The organism is Bacillus sp. RZ2MS9, assembly GCF_001816185.2.
Lineage (GTDB): Bacteria > Bacillota > Bacilli > Bacillales > Bacillaceae_G > Bacillus_A > Bacillus_A cereus.
Window position 1 is genome coordinate 3,403,954 of sequence record NZ_CP049978.1, and the last position, 22,847, is coordinate 3,426,800.

Sequence of the window (22,847 nt, forward strand, 5' to 3'; positions counted from 1 at the left end):
TTTTATCTTCTCCTATAGAATCCCTTTCAACATTAAATTCCAATACATATATGGCAACATATATCTTTTAAGTAAAAACATACTATACCGTTCTTTCGCTTGATTAAATGGAAACGTTTCTTGAGGCTCATGTTCATAGTTAAATTCAGCAAGTATAAGACTTTTATATCCTGTAACAATCGGACATGATGTATATCCATCATATTTAGCCTGTAAATCTCTTCCGCTAAGTACGTCCATAATATTTTGTTTTAAGACGGGTATTTGTTTTCGAATTGCTGCTCCAGTTTTAGAGGTAGGTAAATTGGTACAATCTCCAAGTCCAAAAATATTTTTATATTGCACATGCTGCAAAGTATAAGGGCTTATATCTACCCACCCCTGATGATCACTTATCTCACTCTCTTTAATAAAATTAGGTGGCCCCATTGGTGGAACAACATGTATCATACTATATGGTACGGTTTCTCTTTTTAGTGTTTGCGTATCTTCAAAAATTGCCTCTCTCTTTTCGGCGATAATTTCCACTAAATTTTTATTATAATTCGTTATAATTTGCTTTCTTTCTAGTACTTGTTCTAAAGTATTTGCATATCGTGGAACCTGAAATATGTTATTGTTTGCAGAATAAAACATTACTTCACTTCTGTTTCTTACACCACTATTACAAAAATACTCCTCTGCTAAGTACATAATTTTTTGTGGAGCACCACCGCATTTAATAGGAGTATTAGGGTGGGTAAAAAGCGCATTTCCTCCTTTAAATTTTTCGATTTCTCTCCAAGTAGAATCAACAGATGTATAAGAATAATTGCTACATACCCCATTAGTGCCAATAGACTCTTTTAAGCCTTTAATACTGTCCCAATTTATTTGTATACCAGCTGCTACAATAAGAATTTCATACTCAAGTAGCAGTCCGTCATCTAAAAGTATCTTATTTTCAGATGGAAATAACTTAACAACACTTTTAGGGATCCACGTTGCCCCTTTTGGAATAAGCGATTCCTGATTACGCATCGTACTTTCCTTTGAAACAATTCCTCCCCCCACTAAACTCCATAGTGGCTGAAAGTAATGTTTTTTTGATGGATCAATAATTGCTATACTTTCTTTAAATAGGGGTACATTTCGTAATAAATGTGCAGTAGAAGATAGTCCTGCTGTCCCAGCACCAATTACAATAATTTTATAACTATCTCTGGTCTTCATTATCCTCTTCCTATCTAAAATTGATTTTTAAATTAACTAATTAGTAGCCATTTTTTCATCGTAGTAACATTATTATAAGTTAAAAACACCATAATTTTATCTGATTTAAATGAAAATTTTGTTAATTTTACCATCAACATTACTATATGCGTAAATCCACTATGTTACTTCCATATTTTAGTTTTAATATCAAAACTATATATTGTTATATAAGATAATATATTAAAATACTTTTCATGAATCCGGATAAGTAATGTTTTAAAAACAACAATTTTACTACAGTAATCAAGAACAGTTTTCTAAATTAAGTTACTGCAGAAAATATAACTCTGGCGCAATATCCCTACCAGCTTTCATTCCAATAGTAACTCCATGATATAACATCAAAGATGAAATCCCTCAACTTAGGTATTTGACTTTTTAAATTTATACAAATGTCTTAGCTCTATGTACTGTGATATATAGGTCCACATCAATATGTTATTGCATCATATACTGAACAGATAATTTAAATTACTTTTATAAAGGATGATGAGGATGAACCTAGAAGATATACAAAAATCCTATGGCGTAATTGTAAGTTTAGGAGGATTGTGTCAAGTCACCAACCAAATCAAAAGACACAATTTAAGAACATTTTCTGGACCTTTAGATTGGTTTTATTATCCATCACTTTCAGATGTAAACAGATTACTTCAAAATCGATTTAAAAAATTTATGAAGTTGGAAAATATGATTATAGAAGGTTCAGAAAGTTACGGTCTTATTGAATCAGAATTTGATAATCAAATTAAATGGGCAGAACGAATTACCTACTGTATAAAGGACACTTATTATAATTGTTTTTCAATGCATGATTTTCCTATTAATTCAGAAAAGGATTTGAAATCAACCTATCCTTCTTTTAAAGCTAAATTAGACACTAGAATTAATCAATTCCTTGAAAAAATAAATAGTAGTGAATCCATTTTATTCATTAGAATTTGGGGAAATCGAGATGAAGCGGTTGAATTACAAAACGTATTATCTAAAATTACAAATAAGAATTTTAATATCCTTATTGTTAATTTCAAGGAGGGTATATCTAATATTGTTGAACAAAATTGGGGAATATCGCGAGTTTGTTCAATTGAACTCCCACGTTATCAGGATAGATGGGAAGGTGATGATTCCGATTGGGATGTTATTTTAAACAAAATAACATTAACTTAATAATTTCCTTCTTACTTTTAACATGATTTGGTCCGTAAAATCAAATAGGTGTAGAGAAATAAAATTCCTGTCTAATTGATACACACTTAATTAACAAAACGTTCATATAATAATTCGTAAGTCCTTCTTTATTGAATAAATAGTTCTTTACAAAATTAGTTCTATCACTAGAGCACCTTTATGCGGTGCTCTTTTTTGAATTTATAAAATGTAAAAATAGTTGTTCCATTTTCCTTCAAATGGCTAATTCCCTTTGTTATTCTTCTGTTGATTTCTGTATAATCATTTATGCGATCAGCATATTCTGCTTATGTAGTGCATTCACGACTACTTACTTCCATACTTTATCTTATATTTTGTCTTCTTGGATATTTCATTATAAGCTTCTTCAATTCCCTTGATTTCCTTCCCCTTCTTTTATCTTAAGAACAAGCAATTTCTTTCATTAATATTAAATAAACTAAAGCATAGATTTTAAAAGAACCTAATTTACATATAATTAATGATAAACTACAATGTGTATTCTCCACGTTTAATCAACATCTGAATTATAAATCTAACATATTTTTTTTAGTTGATTGTCATTATGGTACAACCGTGTATACATTTACCAAACAAACTACATAGTTTAAATTAGTAAAATATATTGAGAGGAAGGAAATAAATCTATGAAAGTCATAATTTTGTGTGGCGGAAAAGGGCTTCGGATGCAAGGAATTTTAGAGGACATTCCCAAACCATTAGTTCGAGTTCAAGGAAAGCCTCTCCTCTTGCATATAATGAATTGGTATAGAAAATATGGACATTCTGATTTCATTTTGCCCTTAGGATATAAAGGTGAGAAAATTAAGGAATATTTTATGGACTTTAGCTGGAAAGAGAATGACTTTAGTTTGAATTTTAAAACCAGTCAATATACGCTACTTCAGAAATTAGAAAATTGGAATATACACTTTATAGATACAGGAATTGATACAATGACCGGGGCAAGACTAAAAAAACTTGAATCCTTTGTACAGGGTGAAACCTTTTTATTAACTTATGGTGACGGATTAGCCAATATAGATATTGATCAACTAATAGCATTCCATAAAGAAAAAGGAAAAATTGCTACATTAACTGGAATTAAAAAAAATAGTCAATACGGCCTATTGGCGGTCGAAGATGGAATTGCTATTGATTTTAAAGAAAAACCATTACTTGATGAAGTAATTAATGGCGGTTTTTTTGTATTTAACAAAGAAATATTCGATTATTTAAGTAATAATGATGATTGTGTTCTAGAAGAAGATCCTCTTCGAAATTTAATAAAAGACAATGAGCTCGCAGTCTATGAACACAATGACTTTTGGGCTAGTGTCGATACACCTAAAGATTTAAAAACTGTAAATGAAAGTTGGAATCCAAATAAATTTTAGTGGAGAGGACTGAATAAGCATTGAACTCTAATGATAAAAAAATAAGTTTACCTCGATTGTATATCCCCTCTAATGAGAAAATAGTTAACCCACTTTCAACAGGAATTAAAGCTTCAAATCTCTCCAAAAAAAATACTCAAAAAAGAATTGATCCCCAATTCTATAATCAACAACATGATCTAAATAATCATTTCTGCGTCATTGTAGGTAGTGAGTATGTCTTGAAAATTATTGCTTTACAGCAATCATTAATGCAGTACTCAGAAAAATTCACATTGTGGATTTGTTGTATAGATCCTTTTGCATATTCACTATTAAAAGAAATGAGTTTAATTAATGTAAACCTTTTACAAGTTGAAGAATTGGAAGATCGTGAACTAAAAGCAATTAAGAGAAAAAGAAAAGTAAATGAATATTGTTGGACTTTAAAATCTGTCTTGATAGAATATTTATTGGTCAATTATGATTTACCATCTATTCTATATTGTGATGGTGATTTATGCTTTTTCTCTGACCCTAATATTATTTTTGAGGAATGGGGTGACCATTCTATTTTCCTAACCCCCCAAAGAGATCGTGATTGGGTAGAAAAAATGTATGGAAAATATCAGGCTGGTCTAATTGGATTTAAGAATGATCTCTATGGACTAAAAAGTGTAAGATGGTGGAAAAATAAATGTATAGATTGGTGCAGTGCCGAGGCTGAGGAGGGGAAATTTGGAGACCAAAAGTATTTAGATTATATCCCTATATATTTTCCAAAAGTAAAAATTTCAAATAACTTAGGTATAAATGCTGCGCCTTGGAACTGTATATATAATAACGATTATAAAATTGACAAGACTAAAAACGATATATTTATTGAAAACGACAAACTAGTTGTTTACCATTTTGCATGTATTACTATCTTTACTGAAAATGATTTTGATCTTTGGTCTTTGGGAGAAATTTCAATACCCAATAATATATTAAACCATATTTACACTCCGTATTTAGAGAGAATTCAATTTGTTTTAAAGCAATTAAAGGATAAATTCAATAAAGATACTAAACAATTTTTAAGTAAAAAAGATATAAATAAAGCTCAAACTTTATATAAAGATTCACAATTAAGAAGAAAAATGAATCAATCCAATCATTTTATGAACTTTTCCATGATTATAAGTAAAGAACGATTAATTCAAGGATTGACCTCTTATTATTCCTTAGAAAATTTCAACGCTAAATTTACTGTATGGATTTGTTGTATGGATGATTTAACTTATCAAATATTAGAGAAATTAAAATTAAAGCACGCCATACTAATTCCGGTAAAAGAAATTGAAAATCATGAGCTCCTCAGTATAAAAAATGATAGAAGTTTACAAGAATATTGTTGGACATTAAAAGCGCCCCTATGTCTACATGTCCTTAGTCTTTATCCGGAAGTTGATCACATTATATATTGTGATGCTGATATGTATTTCTTTACAGCACCGAATATCATTCTTGATGAATGGTGGAAGTACTCTGTATTCCTTTGCCCTCAAAGAAGCTCTACTGAAATTGAAAGCATACACGGTATATACCAAGCTGGTTTAGTAGGCTTCAAAAATGATCAAAATAGTAAAGAAATTTTAACATGGTGGAAAGATAAATGCCTAGAATATTGCAATAATCAATATGATGTTGAAATGAATAGATGGGGTGACCAAAAATATTTAAATCACATTCCTAACATCTTTTCTAATATAAAAATCATGACTCATAAAGGTATTGATGCAGCACCTTGGAATGTCATTTTAAATAGCAGTTCTATATCCAAAACAGATAATAAAGTTTTTATTGATCAAGATGAATTAATAGCTTTTCATTTTGGAAGTATGCAAATTATTAATCCAAATGAGTTCGATTTATGGAAACAAGAAACTTTAGAATTACCTCCAGCAGTTTTAGATTATATATACATTCCTTATATTGAACAATTGAACAAGACATGTCATACCCTTCATAATACTTTTCAAAAATCTCCCTCCTCTTTATTTGCTGACCAAATTGATACAACAACAATAAAAAATTATTTTAAATACCCCTCCCCTCATCACAATTAAGACTGATACTTTCCTTATTTAAAAATAAATCTATTTATTTCAGCAACTAAAAATACATCTTAATAAAGGATAGATTATCACTATGATTGCTTCATTTAAAAATAAAACTTTCCTTATTACTGGTGGATACGGTTTTATTGGTTCTCACTTGGCACGAAGACTTTTAAATTTACAAGCAAAAATTGTTCTTTTCATAAGAACACCATCAAACTCTTGGAGACTAAAGGATATTCTAAAATATATTGAAACCTATGAAATAGATATACGAGATAAAAAACAAGTACAAGATGCAATAAAGAAAATTAATCCCGATTATATCTTTCACCTGGCAGCCTATGGTGTAAATTCTGCCCATACAGATTACATCCATGCTATAGAAACAAATGTTATAGGGACTTGTAACATTATTCAAGCAGCAAAATTGGTGAATTGTAAAAAAATCATCAATTTTGGGAGTAGTTCTGAATACGGTAACAAGATGGAACCTATTCATGAAAATATGTTACTAACTCCTGTGGACATCTATGGAAGTACCAAAGCTGCTGCTACTATACTGGCCCATCAAATTGCTAGCGAAAACAATATTAATCTTATAACATTAAGACCTTTTGGCATATTCGGAGAAGGCGAAGAGCCGCATAAAATTTTTAGCTATATAATCTTGCGAGTATTACAAAACAAAGATGTAAATTTAACTTTATGTAATCAATTAAGAGATTATTGTTATATAGAAAATGTAATAGATGCCTGTATCCTAGCAGTAGAAAATACTACTGTACAAAATGAAATCTTTAATATTGGGAGCGGCACTATTCACCCCTTGAAACATTATGTAGAATTATTATTCAAACATTTGAAAACCAATTCCAGACCAAATTACGGTGCAATTTCCTCTAGAACAAATGAAAGATGGGTTCCTGAAGCGGATGTGCAAAAAATAAAAAACTCTCTTTCCTGGGAACCTAGAATTAATATTGAAGAAGGAATTATAAAAACTGTTAATTGGTATAAAAATAATAAACATTTATACCTAACTCCCTAAAAATAGGGTACTAAAGGAGGTGGACTAATTGTTAAACCAAAACTTTAATAATGCTTTTTACGGAAAAAGAATTTTAATTACTGGACATACTGGTTTTAAAGGTTCTTGGTTATCCCTATGGTTGAATGAATTAGGTGCTGCTGTAATCGGATATTCATTAGATCCTAAAAATAAAAATGATAACTTTAACATTACTAACCTTCAAAATAATATAATTGATATTCGTGGAGACATTAGAGATTTTAATAAATTAAATAAGGTTTTTACAGATTATAAACCTGAAATTGTATTCCATTTAGCTGCCCAACCTCTAGTTAAGTATTCATATGAATATCCTAGAGAAACATACGAGGTAAACGTTGTAGGAACTATGAATGTACTAGAGGCAATTCGATTACATGAATCAGCTAAAATAGGAATTATGGTGACAAGTGACAAGTGCTATGAAAATAAAGAATGGCCTTGGGGTTATCGTGAAATTGACCCTATGGGCGGCCATGACATATATAGCTCAAGCAAAGGATGCTGCGAACTTTTAATTTCTTCCTATCGTAATTCTTACTTTTCAGAAGAAAAATTTTCTCAACACAAGAAAATAATTGCAAGTGTTCGAGCTGGTAATGTAATTGGTGGTGGTGATTGGTCAATAGATAGAATTATTCCCGATTGTATACGAGCATTAGAATCAAACAAAAAGATTATTATTAGAAATCCTACTGCTATTAGACCCTGGCAACATGTACTAGAACCTTTAAGCGGGTATTTACTCCTTACAGAAAAAATTATAAATAATGGTATCCTTTTTTCAGGAGCATGGAACTTCGGGCCATCCCTAAGCAATATTGTTTCAGTAGAAAAATTAGTGACCAGTTTACTAGATATTTGGGGCTGCGGGGATTGGACAGCAGAAAATATAGGTCCAATAAATTTTCATGAAGCAAATTTACTAAACCTTGACATTAGCAAAGCAAAATTCAATCTTAATTGGCAGCCAAAATGGTCCCTACAACAGACTTTAGAAAATACAATAGAATGGTATAAACATTATAATTCTTACACCAGTTCTGAGATGAGAAATCTATGTATTAGCCAAATCAAACAATATTGCATGCTTTGAACTACTCCCACTTACCCATACTTGCTGTGAGTTCCTTATGGAGGGAGTCTTCTTGGCTAAAATGATAAAATAAAACAAAACCATACGTAAGATAATTTTACTATTACAAATAATGACATAGTCTGTTTCACCTTTTACATTATCTAAAAAAGAACCTGTAGGAATTCTTACAAGTTCTTTTTTATTTCCTTTATTCTCTTCTTATTTACATACGCAAGATTTATACATTTGGTGGGATACATACTATATTTATCCGATAAAATAATCTAAAAATTAACACATAATTGATCGTTTTAAGAAAAAGAAATTTCATAAATCTTCAAACACAGTTTCTTAGTTCACCTAATAGAACGTATAAAGACTCATATCATCTTTTGATTATTTTTGGATGTTTTATTCTACGTATATTCGACACGAATTGATTGTTTTTTATGAATTTTCTTGAAAAATATTGTAATATCACTCCATTTTTTCTTCTATTTTGTTATGATGTTTATAATTAAATTGGATTAGGATTTTTTTAGAAAATGGGGGCGTATATTATGAGTGTCTCAGTAAAAGGAAATGAGCAATTAACCTCTCTATTGAACGACTGGTATCGATCTATGCTATCTCAGCAAGTTATAAAAGCTACTAATCTAAAAAAGAAAATTGATGAAAAAATTAGTAAGTTAAGCATTGAACCGAATCAAGAGCATCAGGATCAAAATTTGTTACTATACTATTCACTACTCGAATTTCGTTACAAAGTCTTAACAGATAGCCTTGGTATTCAACAAAATAGTTTTGATACTATTAGCGATTATGATATGCCTACAGATCAATTTCTACAATTCTATTATCATTTTTTCAAATCCATTCATTCCACTTTTATATCAAATTATACTGAGGCAGAGGAACATTATAAACTAGCAGAAAAAATATTGGTAGCTATACCAGATGAAATTGAACACGCCGAATTTTACTATAGAATTGCTACTTTCTATCACCATACCTATAACAATCTCGCTTCTATCGAATACGCAAATAAATCGAGAGCAATCTTTTCAAAGTACGAAGGTTATGAAGTAAAAACAGCCTTTTGTAATAGTTTGCTAGGTGGTTGCTGCATCTATTTAAAACAGTACGAACAAGCAGAAGAATATCTACATTGTGCAATTGATTTACTACAAAAAAATAGGGAAGAAGATTCCTTGTTATACGTAAAAAATACTATGGGGTGGCTGTATTCTGATCAAAGTATGTCTACTTTAGCTATTCGTCACCTTTCAGAAGTAACAGAGAAAATCCCTACACACTTCAAGGCCATCTTCCTACAAGCTAAGGAACATTATAAGTTAGGAGAACAATCAACGGCCAGCCAACTCATTGATAAGGGACTACAGATTTGCAGAGAGATTCATAACGAAGAATATACACACCACTTCTCTATTTTAAAAAAATTAAATGAAAATATTCTATTGGAAGAATTAGAAAAAATCATTCAAGAAGGAATCTTATACTTTGAGGAAGAAGAATTATGGGAATATGTTGTCGAATACGCCGAATTATTTGCCACAAAATGTAGACAATTAGAGAACCACCAAAAAGTAAGTGACTATTTCCATATTTGTTATCAAGCAAGACAAAAATCAATCGCAAAAGGAGTGTTAAAATAATGAAAAAAATTAGCTTATTATTATCAAGCATTGCTTTTATTGGGGTATTAACGGTGGGAATTTTTCAGTTTTCTAAAACAGATCAGCTTGCTACTCATGGGCATTATCCTGCTCCTTCATATAGTGTTGGCGATTATGGTGGTGCACCACCACAAATTTAATGTAAATGTATTTAAAAACCCTCCAAATGGAGGGTTTTTAAATGGCTTATCTGCCTGTTCAATACGCATAGAGAGTACATATTATACTTATTTACTATGTTATAAGATTTTTCATTTCCACTCTGTAACAAGATTCTAGCATTCTCTCCTAGAATCTCAACTTAAATCTTAAATCCACCAATTAACTCTTGAAGTTCTTCCGCCATCTGTGCTAATTGTATTGCTGAAGAATTTATCTCTTCCATAGAAGCATGTTGTTCCTCAGATGAACCAGCTATCGTTTGCATACTTGAAGAATTTTCTTTTACAGCCATAGCTATTTGATCAATCGATGTATCGACTTTCATTGCATCAGTAGTCATTGTATTAGATAGTTCCACCATACCATGCACTTTTGACACAATATCATTTGCAGATTTTGAAATCTCATAAAAACTTTGTTTTGTATCGTTAGCAACTCTAATTCCCGACTGTACTTCTACGCCTACTTCATTCATAGCTTTTACAGTCTCATGTACGTCTGCTTGTATTTCCTTAATTAAACTTCCAATTTCCATTGAAGATCCGGATGATTGCTCCGCCAACTTTCTAACTTCATCGGCAACAATTGCAAACCCTCTCCCCTGTTCCCCAGCTCTAGCTGCTTCAATCGCTGCATTTAATGCTAATAAATTTGTTTGTTCCGCAATATTTTGAATCGCTTCTAATATACTGCCAATTTGCTGTGATTTCTTATCTAATAATTTTATGACATTATCGGATTGAGAAACAGAGTGATGGATAGACTGCATTTGTGCTACAGTTTGTTCTACTAATTGTTCACCTTCATTTGCTTTTTGTTTAGTGTATATGGATGAAGCCGATACTTCAGATGCATTCTCAGCTACATATTGAATATTTCGTGTTACCTCACCAATTAATTCAGCTCCAGACTCAACTTCATTATTTTGAACCTCTGCACTGTTCGAGATTTCTTCCATCTCTTTTGTAATTTGTTCTGTCGCAACACTTGCTTGCTCTACACTAGCAGTTAGTTCCTCAGAAGACGCAGCTACATGTCCTGCAGATGTGTTAATTTGAGAAATAATATTACGTAACGACTCTGCCATTGTATTGAAACTACCACCTAATTGACCAAGTTCATCCTTTGAACGAATATCTATTTTCTCGGTTAAATCTCCTTGACTAATTCTTTGAGCTGAAATGACTAATTGTCTTAGTGGAGTAATTATAGATTTGAGTATGAATAGAATTACAATTCCACCTAACAATAATGAAGCACCTATTATAGTGAGCGTTTTATAAAAAATAGGATTGGTAGCTTCTTCAATTTCTTTCGTAGGCATTACGCCAGCTATTTTCCAACCTGTTTTTTTATTTGTCTTAAAGCTTATGTTTCGATCTTCACCATTGAGGCTATAAGTAATTACTCCATCTTCTGTCTTGTACAATTCATCCACTAAAGTTTTATCTAATTTCTCTCCAGGTTTTAGTGATGGATGAACAACTATAGTTTTATCTTGACTAACTATAGATACAAATCCTTGCTTCCCAATTTTTATCATTTTGGATGTTTTTACGATATCTTTAATATTCAAATCTACGCCAATGACACCACTTTTATCTGCATTCTGCTTTGCAATTGCAATTACCATATTTCCTGTAGACTTTGATTTATATGGAGATGAAACAATAATCTCTCCATCTGCTTTTACTGCATCCTTATACCAACTGCTTTCTAGCGGATTAAACCCTTCTGGTATTTTTCCAACAGGTGCATGAATAAATTGATTGTTACTGGATGCCGTATAAATCGTTTCTATCTCTGGATGTAACTGTATATATTGATCAAATTTATTCTGTACATTTTGCGATTGTTCAGGATTATAATCCCCTTGTGTGAGTACCTTTGCAAAATGAGTGATATCTGTATGCTTATTTTCTAATTCATCATCAACAATCTTATCTAAAATACTTATATTATCTTTTGCTGATTGTAGAATTGTTTCATTAAGATCTGTTTTTGCTTTATTATAAGATGATACTCCTACGATAAGGCTTGGTATAATTAATATTGCTATAAATGCCATAGACAACTTCGTTTTAAGCTTTATTTGCCCCAATCTTTCTTTTATATTAAACACTAGCTACTTCTCCTTTTCATTTTTACTACTTATATAGTTTATTTAAATTTTTCTCCTTTACTTTTCCACATTCATTTATGGTACCATTCGAAATGAAACCACAATTACATTCTATTATCCGTACTTTATAATTTATAGATTTAATTTTCACAGACAGAGTTTTATCTGCTCTCCTTTCGAATATGTTATTTTTCTAGATTCAGCAATTATTAGACTACGAATTATTCCAAATAAACTTGATGCAACATATACTTCATTTAAAAAATAATTATTGGATTTGTTTGGATAAAAATCTAGTTTAGCGCTAATCCAATCGGATGAAATTCTTACCATAATACATTCACTAAACATAAATAAGTAAATTTATTTCTTTTAATACTTATATTTAACTGCCTTTTAACCATTCTAACTGTATTATTTCATCGTTTTATCTATTTATTACAACCACTTTTGTATTATTGAATCACTAAACTATAAATTCTAAATAGGAGAATAAAATAAATTAGAGAATTACATTGTAACACATATATATAAGTTGTTAATATTAAAATTTAAAACTTTACTATTTTTCATATGCAATATTACATGCGAAAAGCCATAATTTTTTTGTTATACTATGCATGTGGATTTTTCATCCAAAATCCACCCAAACGCATATTTATGTATATGCCACCCTAATTGATGAAAGTGAGAAGAGTGTTTATCATTTTTCTCACTTTTTTATTTAGGCTCTGTTAATATTGATTATTGATAAAAAGTATTAAATAAGGGAAGACACCTTAGAGTTGGTGCTTCCCTTATTTGTTGATTATTCAAATCTAAAATAGGTATTTTCTAAACCTATTCTTTGCTTTAATGTTCTGCCCAAAGCATAATTATTTGGTAATTCTTTTTCAATGACACAAATAATATAACCTGCTTTTCCTGTTGTTAAATTAGTTAGTTGTAAGTAGTTAGTGTTGTCGTAGATATAAGAAATAATATATTCATAGAAATTATTTTCTTTATCTTCTCTATTCATACCAACATTGTACACCCTAACTCTTGCTCCTACCCAAATTTCCTCATCATCATCAACATTACTTAAAGGCATCCATTTCGAGTTATCCAATATTTCACCCTTTTCTTAATTCATTCGTTTATACACGAATGTTGCTAGACACAAACTATCATAAGCATTCGTCATTTCATTGATTAGACGACCACCGACAGAAAAAAAAGACTCAACATAGCTTTTTACCCATTGAAACACTTGCTCTTTTAGTTATTTTTACATTTTGAATCTACGAAAATGAATTCCCTTATAAAAACTCTAACAGAGAATCTTCCTTCCAAATTTCACCTAGGGAATTATTTGTTTTCCAAAAAACCTACCAACATCTTTATCAACTCATTTTAGAATATTTAAACAATAATTCCATATACATTACCTGCATAAATTATTCATTTTCTTTTATATAAGACCTACCTTTTTACTTTTGATAGATTATTAGACATTGGATTATTATACATAAATCCCAAAAACATGCGGTATTTTGTAGAATTTTGTCTATCAATATGTATGTACACCCTTTTGTAGTGGATATAGACTGTGAGGTGTAAGGAGATACCTTACAAAATAATAAAAAGGAGATTATAGAATGAGTAGATTAACAAAATTCTCAAAGTTAGTATTTGCAACTTTAATCGCGGGAAGTAGTCTAAGCACCTTTGTTTCGTCACACAGTGTACAAGCTGACACCTTAGATCCTAATTACCAAGACAATATAAAATTCATACCACCTTCTAGTGCTAGGCCAAAATTGGAACAAAAAAACACTATTGTTCCAGAAGCAAAAGTTGTTAAAAACCATTATGTAAAGTACTCTAAAGCACATTTCCAAACTAAAGAAAGTATACCAAAAGAGATTTATTATTCTTCAGAAGGCTTTAAGGGCTATATACAGGCAAGTACCGTTTGGGATATGGGAGATCATTTCGCAACACTATATTCCGGAACCGTTATTCGATGTTAGACTTTTAATCCATTCTCCCCTAATGCTTAAAATGGTTAATAACTCACTGCCAATACTGTAATATCTATTGTTCATAAAATAAACCACAAAATCTTTCGATTTCATGGTTTATCAAATATAAAGATAATGCTAAACGAATACTCTAACATTACCTTCCCCAAAGTTAATTATAGAGTATTTTCAAAAAAAAGACACTCTTGTAGTGTCTTTTTTATAGTATTTTAAAAAGAATTCCACCTACTAACACCTTTTTGTTGCGCCTATTCGTTTATTTCAATATGATACTTTTCCATCTCGTATATGCAATAGACAATGATAGCTAAACTCCAACTGACACTATAATAATTATGTGTGTAGAAGTCATAGCCCGCTTTAATACCTTTCTCTATTACAACTAATGTAAATCCTAAAGCCACCCATCTGTTAATTTTCATCTTTATAAACGTTAAAGAGATAATTATTAAAAATAAAATATTTGTAAGATGATTTATCATTAGCTCATATTTTTGAATGTATACCGCCATTATACAAGCAACGATATTAGTCGCAATGCCAAAGGCAATCACCGCTCCCCAAACCCTGTCCGAAAGTCCCACTCCTGAGTCAGTCCCTTCCTAAACAAATATCCCTTTCTTTAATTCGTTCCTACACCCTATTCAAGATATGCTAAATTATCCTTGTCTGATGAATATCTATTTATCTTTTCATATAGAGCAAACAAAATTTCTACTCATAATTTTTTCTTTATTAGACAAACTATGTCTAAGCCGTTTGAACTAGCGGCTTCACTCTTCTGGTAATGAGATAGCACAATTTATTGAATTGACTAACTCATTCAATCCACTGGCACCGGCAGGCAACAAAATAGTTGTCTGCCATTTTCATGTATACTTTTTCTAATTTCATTACAAACCAAATGTGTGCTGTACTGATTTCAAAAGGACAGCATTTCATTTTTAAAAATGTAAAAAAGATAAGATCCTGTCTACTTTTGGTATAGGACTTTTTCTTTTCACACATACTATTTTTGAACCTGTTTACCGATACGTGTCCTAATGGTGTCTTGAATTCCTCCTAAAAAGGGCTGCAGATACGACTGCATGCCCTTTTATTTACGTTGCTTCTCTATATTGAGTAAAATAATTAAAAACTAAAAATGTAATATTACATATTTTTTCTGTTCAGATTATGTTAGGATTTACTTCGTAGTCGAATTATGGTTTCGTATCTAATTCAGCAATATGTGAACTGTTTACCTAAAGAAAAGACACCCAAAAGGTGTCTTTTCTTCTTTTAATCTAAAAAACATTTTTTCTGTTCAGTAAGATCCAATTATCCCTCTAACCTAAACCTCATAATTAAAGGCAATTTAATCATGGTACTCAAGAGTTTTCATCCATTTCAATATACTTATAACTTAATTTCCAATCACATTTCCAGCACTATATTTGCTTTCCTACAGATTTTCTGTCTTGTTCTTAATTCTGTCAAAATCCTCATGTAGCTATACAAAGAATATATGCTACTATGATATTAAGAAACTATGCGTTCCCTTAACCCTGTATCCGGCCCTGTATTTATTACAGGGTCTTTGTTTATTTTATTTACTTTTATTGGCTTATAAAGGTTAATACACAACCAATTTCAATTAAAACCGTTTAAATGTTAGTTAGAATTTGAAAAAATATATCTATTAACTTTTTTAACAAATGTAATCTAATATTAAATTTCTAAATCTATACTGTACTATACACCAGTTAACACTATATAAATAGTATTAACTATCTTAATTGAATATTAGCAATAGTAAGTATAAATATTATCAATTTACTATATCTTACATTTATGTAAAAATAGATGTATGTTAAGCTTATTCAAAATCTTTCCCCTAATAAAGATTTGAAGTAGCATTTCATGATTCTCCTTACTGTTAATATGCCTTGAAAAAGAACCCTATAGGGTTCTTTTTCTTTTCATTATAACCTCAGTAAGTCCTTATTTAACATGCAAAAAGGACTGCTAATTATTTGCAGCCCTTTTACATGTTAATATACACTTGTATTAAATACTTAATACTTTCTTGTATTAGGCGTTTATACAAACTAAACATGCCATTATTATTTAGATATATAACACTTCAAAGTTTAGAAGTATACAATAACAAATCTTTCCCAACTTCCAGCTACATAACTATTAGCAGTTAATTCTCTACCACCATTTGCTGATATAAATCTACCATTACTTAGTGCTTGTAATACATATATCCTATTGTCTCCACCATTATATAAGATAAATTTTTCCCATGCCCCAATTGATGTACGATCTGCTACTACTCTACCATTTGGCTCAAACAAAACATACTTCCCATTACTTTTAGTTTTTAAAGCGTACGTATATAATTCCCCAGTCGGAATTAATTCGAATTTCTCCCATTCATTAACTGCATTACGATTTGCTATTATATTTCCCGAAGGCTCAGCCGAAACATATTGTAAATTTGCTGCCTGTATAGCAACTGTCCAACTTCCATTTTACTTTAAAGGTTTAAACAATTGTGACCACATTTGTTTGAACCTCCACAATTTTTTTCTAAGCTATTCTCTAAAAATCTTATTTTTCGTTGTAAATAAACCTGATTGGTACTCTTTATGCAAAAGAAAAGATGGAATCTTTAATTCAACTCCACCTTTTTTCGAAATAAAAAGCATCTAATTCTATTGGAATTAGATGCTTACATTTAGTCCTTAAGCCTAATATTCTAAACTATTTACGCGTTTGTAAATCTTTTTTTATTACATCCCAGAGTGAATTATCTTGACGCATCGGTTTACCCTCTTCATCCCATTTTATTTTTTCTGTTCCCAATTCATAATTCATCCCTGTCCATGTGTCTTCACGGAATGCATAGAATGATTTATGCCATCCTTTTTGGTTAAAGATAGAAATAAGATCTTGCATGTATTGGGTAGCACCTGGAACAGTACGGTTAATTCCAAACTCCTCTGCAATAATTCGATTAGATGGTACATGATTTTTCTTAGACCATTGTTGAATTGGCTTCAAAAATTTCTCTAATCCCTGCTTATTCCACATTACAGGTTTCTCTAAGTCTCCTACTTTTACTAATCCTGGATATTGATATTCTTTATTTTTCTTTTCACCTTGACTCGTTAATTCATATGGTTCATACATATGAAATGCGTAAAGCGTTTTTTTATCCTTTACTGGCTTTAAGTATTTAAAGGCCCATGGAGTAGCATATAAACCTGAATCTAAAATAATCGGTGTTTCTTGGTCTACTTCACGAATGGAGTTAATCACCTTTTCATAAAATCTGTTTAAATCCGCTGTCGTTCCCTCCACTTTTGCATACCATTTCTCGTAATCTTCCGTCCAAAAATCATTATATCTATTATTTTTAGCTGTTTCTGGATGTGGTTCATTTATAATATTATAACCAACCACCGCGGGGTAATCTTTTAGTTCCAGAGCGAGGTCCTTCCAAAATTGACTTGCTTGTTCTTGATACTTCTCTTCTTCCCATATTCTGTCGTCATTCTTATTATTATTAAATTGGCGCCATCGATCACCAGGTAAGGATAACATTGTAAGAACGACTTTCATTCCTTGTGATTGTGCGGCATCTAAATCCGCCTTTAATTTTTCTAGATCTTCCTTTACTAATCCCCGATAGTTATCTGCATTACCTATCAGAAAATCCTTTCCAGAAGTATCTGGTTTATCCTCAAATAGAAAATCTTTATCTTTTGCCCATTTATCAGGTGCTAAACGTACATATTCAATATTAGCTTCTTTTGCACTTTTATAGTTTTCAGGTAATGACGTACTATTCATGAAATTAGTACCCTTTCTTTTCGAATCCCAAAAACTAATTTTTGAATCGCCCTTGTGGTATGTATCAGCTCTTACATTCATTTCCTGTACTCCAAAACTCATCATGCCTAATAACGCAACAATTGGCAAAACTTTTTTCACAACTTTTCCTTCTTTCTCTTTATATTTAACACACATAACATACCTTTGTTTTGTTACAGGAATATGGCAATTTTCCAAAAATACCTTTTAAATTTATACATTGGTAGTTCATTCATAAAAAAAGAAAGAGATAATTAGAACGTTGCTTCATTTTAAAAGAAACAAAAAAGGAATCCTTTACGGATTCCTTTTTGCAATGCACTCTTTTTCAAATGGTACATTTTGCACCTACTTTTAGTATAACTTATAATTCCTATAAAATAAATAAGATTAACTGAAATTTACTTCAAATTGTGATAAAAAACATAATTAAGAAGCGCAGATAACTAAATATCATCCCTTTATTAAATAAAAAAGATTAAATAATTCCCCCTCCAAACTAGGAGTCCTTTTGTTAATTAGCTATTAAAAATGATAGCATGTGATTATTGTATAATTTCTTCCTTTTTTAGATCTGCATATTCTTCTACGAAATCCCATAAACCTTGCTTTTCGAAGTAAGAAATACTTTTTTCACTTCTTCTAAGAGTTTAATTGCTTCATCTTCATTAAGAGAACGTAAAATATTGAAATGATATACATACTCTTCATTTCCTAATTCCATACAAACTGCTAATCCTTTTTCAATAAGTTCTTTTACAATATTTGTTTTTCTTAGCTTATAGTGTTCACGCGCTTGTAAGAACACTGCTTTAAAATGGGCAATATTCTTCTCTGTGACTTCTGATAAATGACGAATTGCTAATTTAGATAAATTTTGAGTTGCATATAATAGTCCTAGATTATGCCTTACTATTAAAATCAATTTTTCTTCATTATGTTTTTGCAAAAGGTCAATGGAACGATTGAAATGTTCTTCCGCTTTTTCAAATTGCTTTAAGAATATACGAGCTGTCCCTAATGCGGTTTCACAAGAAGCAACTTTCACCTCATATCCCATTAGCCCTAAATACAAGGAATATAGATACTTATTTTACTTTCAAAGGCTGAAACCTTGCTGCATAACTACTGAAAATAAAGTGAAAAGACGTTCAAATCCATATGGATAGATCGTCTTTTCACTTTATTTCATACATATACTGATTTTTCACTTATTCATTTTGTATTGTACTTAAAAAACCAATAAATTCATCTTCATTTACAGGTTTACTGTAGTAATAGCCCTGAATTAGATAACATGCATTACGTTGTAACACTGTTAATTGTTCCTTCGTTTCTACCCCTTCTGCTATCACTTTCATGTTTAAAGTATGAGCAAGTGAAATAATGGTTTGTATAATTTCATCTCCATCAGTAGAAGTTCCAATCCTATTAACAAATTCTCTTGGAATTTTCAAAGTATCAATTGGATAAAGAGGCAGATACGCTAATGAAGAATAACCTGTACCAAAATCGTCAATTGATAAATGTACACCATATGATTTTAATGCTTTTAACTTCGATAAGGTTTCCTTTTCATCTACCATTGCTATTCGCTCTGTTAATTCCAAATCAATCGAATTAGCAGGTACTCCTATCTCTTCTATGGTAGATATAATGGTTTGAACAAAATCTTTCTGTTCAAACTCTATAGCTGATAAATTTATCCCCATCTTTAGATTTGAAAAGCCCGCAGAATGCCATTCTTTCAGTTGTTGACACGCTTTCTGTAACGTCCACTTCCCAATTGAAATAATCTGCGCCGTTTCTTCTGCGATAGGTATAAACTCAAAAGGAGAAATCAGTCCAAGCTCTGGATGTTGCCAACGTATTAAAGCCTCTGCACCAATAACCTTACCTGCCTTACTATCAATTTGTGGTTGATACAATAAAAACAACTCATTATTTTCAATTGCATTTGGTAAATCCTGTTCTAATCGTAATCGACGAGTTACTTTTTGAGATAATGTCTCGTCATACATACAAACAGCATTGTTACCTTTTTCCTTTGCGCTATACATAGCGATATCAGCGTGTTGTAAAAGTGTAGTAGTATTTATTCCTCCAAATGGATACACTGCTATTCCTATACTAAGAGATAAGTAAAAACTATGCTGATTTACTACAAATGGTTCTTCAGTTATACGAAATAGAGTTTTACACAAATCCAATAGCTGTTGCTCTGTTTGGTTATGGACAATGATCGCAAACTCATCACCACCTATTCTTGCTAGAGGAATAGTCGGTGACAGACATGTCCTAAAACGTTTGGCAACTTCTTTTAAAACCTTGTCACCAATCGAATGACCCAATGTATCATTAATAGTCTTAAAGCGATTTAAATCAATATACAGGAGCCCAAACTTATCCTGTGTTTTTTGTGCACGCTTAATAGATCTATCTAATTCTTGTTGGAAGAATATACGATTTCCAATCTCCGTCACCGTATCATGGAATGCAAGGTAATTTATCTCTTCCTGTTGTTGTTTCATCCTTGTTATGTCTTTTACCATTACATAGCTCCCAAAGGTTTGTCCTTCTATCATAATAGGAACTATAGTGACATACCAAAAGAGTATATCTTTCTCATTGTTATTTTTCACACGTAACTGTAGTGAAGATGAACTACATCGTTTCCCTTTCTTTATAGCTGCTTCCAATTCAGATTTATCTTCATCTAAAAAAATAGAGAAGCACTCTTTCCCTATCAATACAGCACTTTCTTTTCCTAATAACATACTTCCAGCCTGGTTTATATTTAATACGATACCGCTTGAATCAATCGTTAAAATAGGATCCGGATGATACTCATATAATGACTTAAATCTCTCTTGATTTTTTACTAAATCATTAGATTTATTTATTAAATCCCTTGTTCTTTGAGATACTGTTTGTTCTAATTGATTATTAAACACTTTTAATGTTTTAGTTAACTCTTTGTTTTGCATTCGTACGATTGTATGACGAATCAGTACAAATACAAAAGCAATACAATTTCCCGTAATTAATGTAGCTGAAGAAGTTTGCTCTTTCAAAGTAAAGCCAATTAAGACTGCAACTGCAAGATAAGGGAATATACCAAGAAGTTTCTCTCCAAATGTCGGATTAATAATAAAATAATTTCTTTTAGAAGAAGTATTCTTTTGGATTGTAGCAGCAATAGCGATAAATAATAGGAAAACTCTATACAAACACCTTAAAAATATAACTGAACGCTCTGACAAATCACCTTGTAAGTAAAAATACAAATAGTCCGTAATAGCCAATCCAGTTAATACTAGGATAAAAATAAACAATTTACTTTTTGCATTGAAAATAGCAGGACGAAAGATCAGTGTAACTCCAAGTAATAGAAGCAATAAATCTATAATCGGAAAAATAAATGAGAGAAAAACATCTCCAATTGATAAGAATAAAATATTTGCAGATGGTTTATTAAATAGGTACCACTCTAATGTAAAAATAGCAGTAACAACAATGCATAAATCACAAAGTAAATATGCTTTCTCCCATTTATTACATTCCATCATAATTTTATAAAAGAACGCAAAAAGAAAGAAGAATAAGAAAAACAGTAGAAATACATCAGAAATATTAAAATTTTGTATTGGTAATTCTACATTAAGTACTTGAAAAGCGGATATGAAATTTCCTATCAAAAAACACCCTATTGCAATAGTAATGCAAACCCAGAATACTCCTAACTTAATTTTTTGGGATAATATAGAATACAGTAATGAGATAAATACAGTAGTTTCAACGACTAAAGATGATAGTCGGATATTAAAATCTGATACGAAATAATGATTCGGAAAAACAAATAAAAATATAAAGCAAAAGCTTATATAAGCTATTAAAGCCAATATCAATACATAAAATTGCACATATGCATGCTTACGCAATGGACTCACCTTCTTGAGTTTTTTCTATACTTTTATTAAAAAATGTCTTGATAGTGGCACAACTCCTACTAAATTTAAATGTGTGCTACCTATTATCCATATTATGACCTTTTTAAAAGATTTCTTTCTACATACAACAGTCTTGTTAACTTTTTGTAGATGTTTACAATTATTAATACTGAGGATTCTAAAAAGGATAAGCTGAAAAATGTAGTTTTTTAAGTATTTGCGCATCGTAAATTTGGCGGGTACAACTTATCTACTCTTTACATATGAGATAGAATCTACTCCTCTATTGGATTATAGTTGCTATCTGTCACACTTAAAAAGGAATGAAAATATACTATCATTAAAATAGAAATTCAAATTAGTTTACGAAACAAACTGTAACTATTATAGTTACACAAAAAGTTGATGTCAATTTCATATCCTCCCTTTTTAACGGACAAAAGACATGACCTATTGAACAAAAATGTGATGTTTATAAAAAGGGCGGTAAAGTTTTATCTCCTTACTCAAAGAATTATAAATGATTTAGAATTAGATGAAATTGAAGCTAATATTGCATCTCCCTAAAAAGAATGTTACTCTAAAAATAGAATTATGAAAGGAATGATGGATGAATAATGATTAACTAATTTATATTTTAAGTTGAATTTTATAACTTCAAACTACAAAATATAGGGTTAGTCTATCCATTTTTAAAATTCAGTTCATACTTTATTTGTCATGATTCAAATGATTAATAAGTACTTATTAAGTATAGACGAAAGACTAATCCTTCCGATTACAAATTGGGGGATTTTTTTATTCCCGTTTGTCTTAGTTGAAACTTACTAATTGTTAAATGTACTTCACAAATAAAGGAGCGAGAAAAATGAGTACTTCAGATACTATTGTTACACATGTAATGCTCTATATAAGTCGTTAATATCCATCAAACTTATATAGAGGAATTAAA

General features: G+C 30.7%; 15 protein-coding genes and 1 pseudogene. 8 read left to right on the forward strand and 8 right to left on the reverse strand.

What is annotated here, in order from left to right; genetic code table 11:
- Window positions 1-12: 12 nt before the first annotated feature.
- Complete coding sequence (locus tag BHV55_RS17395) at window positions 13-1,212, reverse strand: FAD/NAD(P)-binding oxidoreductase (protein ID WP_000857304.1); 1,200 nt, start codon at window positions 1,210-1,212, stop codon at window positions 13-15.
- A 537-nt stretch (window positions 1,213-1,749) separates the two neighbouring features.
- Here BHV55_RS17395 and BHV55_RS17400 point away from each other — a divergent pair.
- The 7 genes from BHV55_RS17400 to BHV55_RS17430 all read left to right on the forward strand — a co-directional run bounded on the left by BHV55_RS17400 (window position 1,750) and on the right by BHV55_RS17430 (window position 9,910).
- A complete protein-coding gene (locus BHV55_RS17400) occupies window positions 1,750-2,424 on the forward strand; it encodes a papain-like cysteine peptidase (protein ID WP_001047149.1) in 675 nt (224 codons plus the stop codon).
- Window positions 2,425-3,092: 668 nt separating this feature from the next.
- Entirely contained in the window at window positions 3,093-3,842 is a 750-nt protein-coding gene (locus tag BHV55_RS17405) for a sugar phosphate nucleotidyltransferase (protein ID WP_000864432.1), read from the forward strand.
- A 20-nt stretch (window positions 3,843-3,862) separates the two neighbouring features.
- A complete protein-coding gene (locus BHV55_RS17410) occupies window positions 3,863-5,932 on the forward strand; it encodes a glycosyl transferase (RefSeq protein WP_070756861.1) in 2,070 nt (689 codons plus the stop codon).
- Window positions 5,933-6,014: 82 nt separating this feature from the next.
- Window positions 6,015-6,974, forward strand: a complete 960-nt coding sequence (locus BHV55_RS17415; RefSeq protein ID WP_000561952.1) for an NAD-dependent epimerase/dehydratase family protein — start codon at window positions 6,015-6,017, stop codon at window positions 6,972-6,974.
- A gap of 28 nt (window positions 6,975-7,002) precedes the next feature.
- Window positions 7,003-8,091, forward strand: a complete 1,089-nt coding sequence (rfbG, locus tag BHV55_RS17420; protein WP_000934338.1) for a CDP-glucose 4,6-dehydratase — start codon at window positions 7,003-7,005, stop codon at window positions 8,089-8,091.
- A gap of 542 nt (window positions 8,092-8,633) precedes the next feature.
- A complete protein-coding gene (locus tag BHV55_RS17425) occupies window positions 8,634-9,749 on the forward strand; it encodes a response regulator aspartate phosphatase (protein WP_070756862.1) in 1,116 nt (371 codons plus the stop codon).
- On the forward strand, window positions 9,749-9,910 hold the full coding sequence (locus BHV55_RS17430) for a hypothetical protein (protein WP_000724116.1): 162 nt from the start codon (window positions 9,749-9,751) through the stop codon (window positions 9,908-9,910). The genes BHV55_RS17425 and BHV55_RS17430 overlap by 1 nt, the downstream gene beginning before the upstream one ends.
- Window positions 9,911-10,071: 161 nt before the next feature.
- Here the strand turns inward: BHV55_RS17430 and BHV55_RS17435 are convergent, their stop codons facing one another.
- Both BHV55_RS17435 and BHV55_RS17440 read right to left on the reverse strand, forming a co-directional pair.
- The gene (locus tag BHV55_RS17435; protein ID WP_070756863.1) at window positions 10,072-12,054 is read right to left on the reverse strand and encodes a methyl-accepting chemotaxis protein; all 1,983 of its coding nucleotides are present in this window, start codon (window positions 12,052-12,054) and stop codon (window positions 10,072-10,074) included.
- Window positions 12,055-12,862: 808 nt separating this feature from the next.
- On the reverse strand, window positions 12,863-13,147 hold the full coding sequence (locus BHV55_RS17440; RefSeq protein ID WP_002062883.1) for a hypothetical protein: 285 nt from the start codon (window positions 13,145-13,147) through the stop codon (window positions 12,863-12,865).
- Window positions 13,148-13,694: 547 nt separating this feature from the next.
- On the opposite strand from BHV55_RS17440, the gene BHV55_RS17445 reads away from it, so the two are divergent.
- Window positions 13,695-14,069, forward strand: coding sequence for a hypothetical protein (locus tag BHV55_RS17445; RefSeq protein ID WP_000088957.1), 375 nt, complete (start codon window positions 13,695-13,697; stop codon window positions 14,067-14,069).
- Between the two features lie 260 nt (window positions 14,070-14,329).
- Here BHV55_RS17445 and BHV55_RS17450 read toward each other — a convergent pair whose 3' ends face one another.
- The 5 genes and pseudogenes from BHV55_RS17450 to BHV55_RS17470 form a co-directional block, all read right to left on the reverse strand.
- Window positions 14,330-14,665 (reverse strand): hypothetical protein, encoded by a 336-nt coding sequence (locus BHV55_RS17450; protein WP_000524431.1) that lies wholly within the window; start codon window positions 14,663-14,665, stop codon window positions 14,330-14,332.
- Window positions 14,666-16,213: 1,548 nt separating this feature from the next.
- A pseudogene (locus BHV55_RS17455) lies at window positions 16,214-16,600 on the reverse strand (fascin domain-containing protein); the annotation flags it as partial.
- Between the two features lie 232 nt (window positions 16,601-16,832).
- On the reverse strand, window positions 16,833-18,101 hold the full coding sequence (locus BHV55_RS17460; protein WP_070757041.1) for a glycoside hydrolase family 5 protein: 1,269 nt from the start codon (window positions 18,099-18,101) through the stop codon (window positions 16,833-16,835).
- Between the two features lie 430 nt (window positions 18,102-18,531).
- Window positions 18,532-19,005: a tetratricopeptide repeat protein gene (locus BHV55_RS17465; protein ID WP_002026151.1), complete on the reverse strand. Its 474-nt coding sequence runs from the start codon at window positions 19,003-19,005 to the stop codon at window positions 18,532-18,534.
- A gap of 151 nt (window positions 19,006-19,156) precedes the next feature.
- Window positions 19,157-21,886: a sensor domain-containing protein gene (locus BHV55_RS17470; protein WP_070756864.1), complete on the reverse strand. Its 2,730-nt coding sequence runs from the start codon at window positions 21,884-21,886 to the stop codon at window positions 19,157-19,159.
- Between the last annotated feature and the right edge of the window lie 961 nt (window positions 21,887-22,847).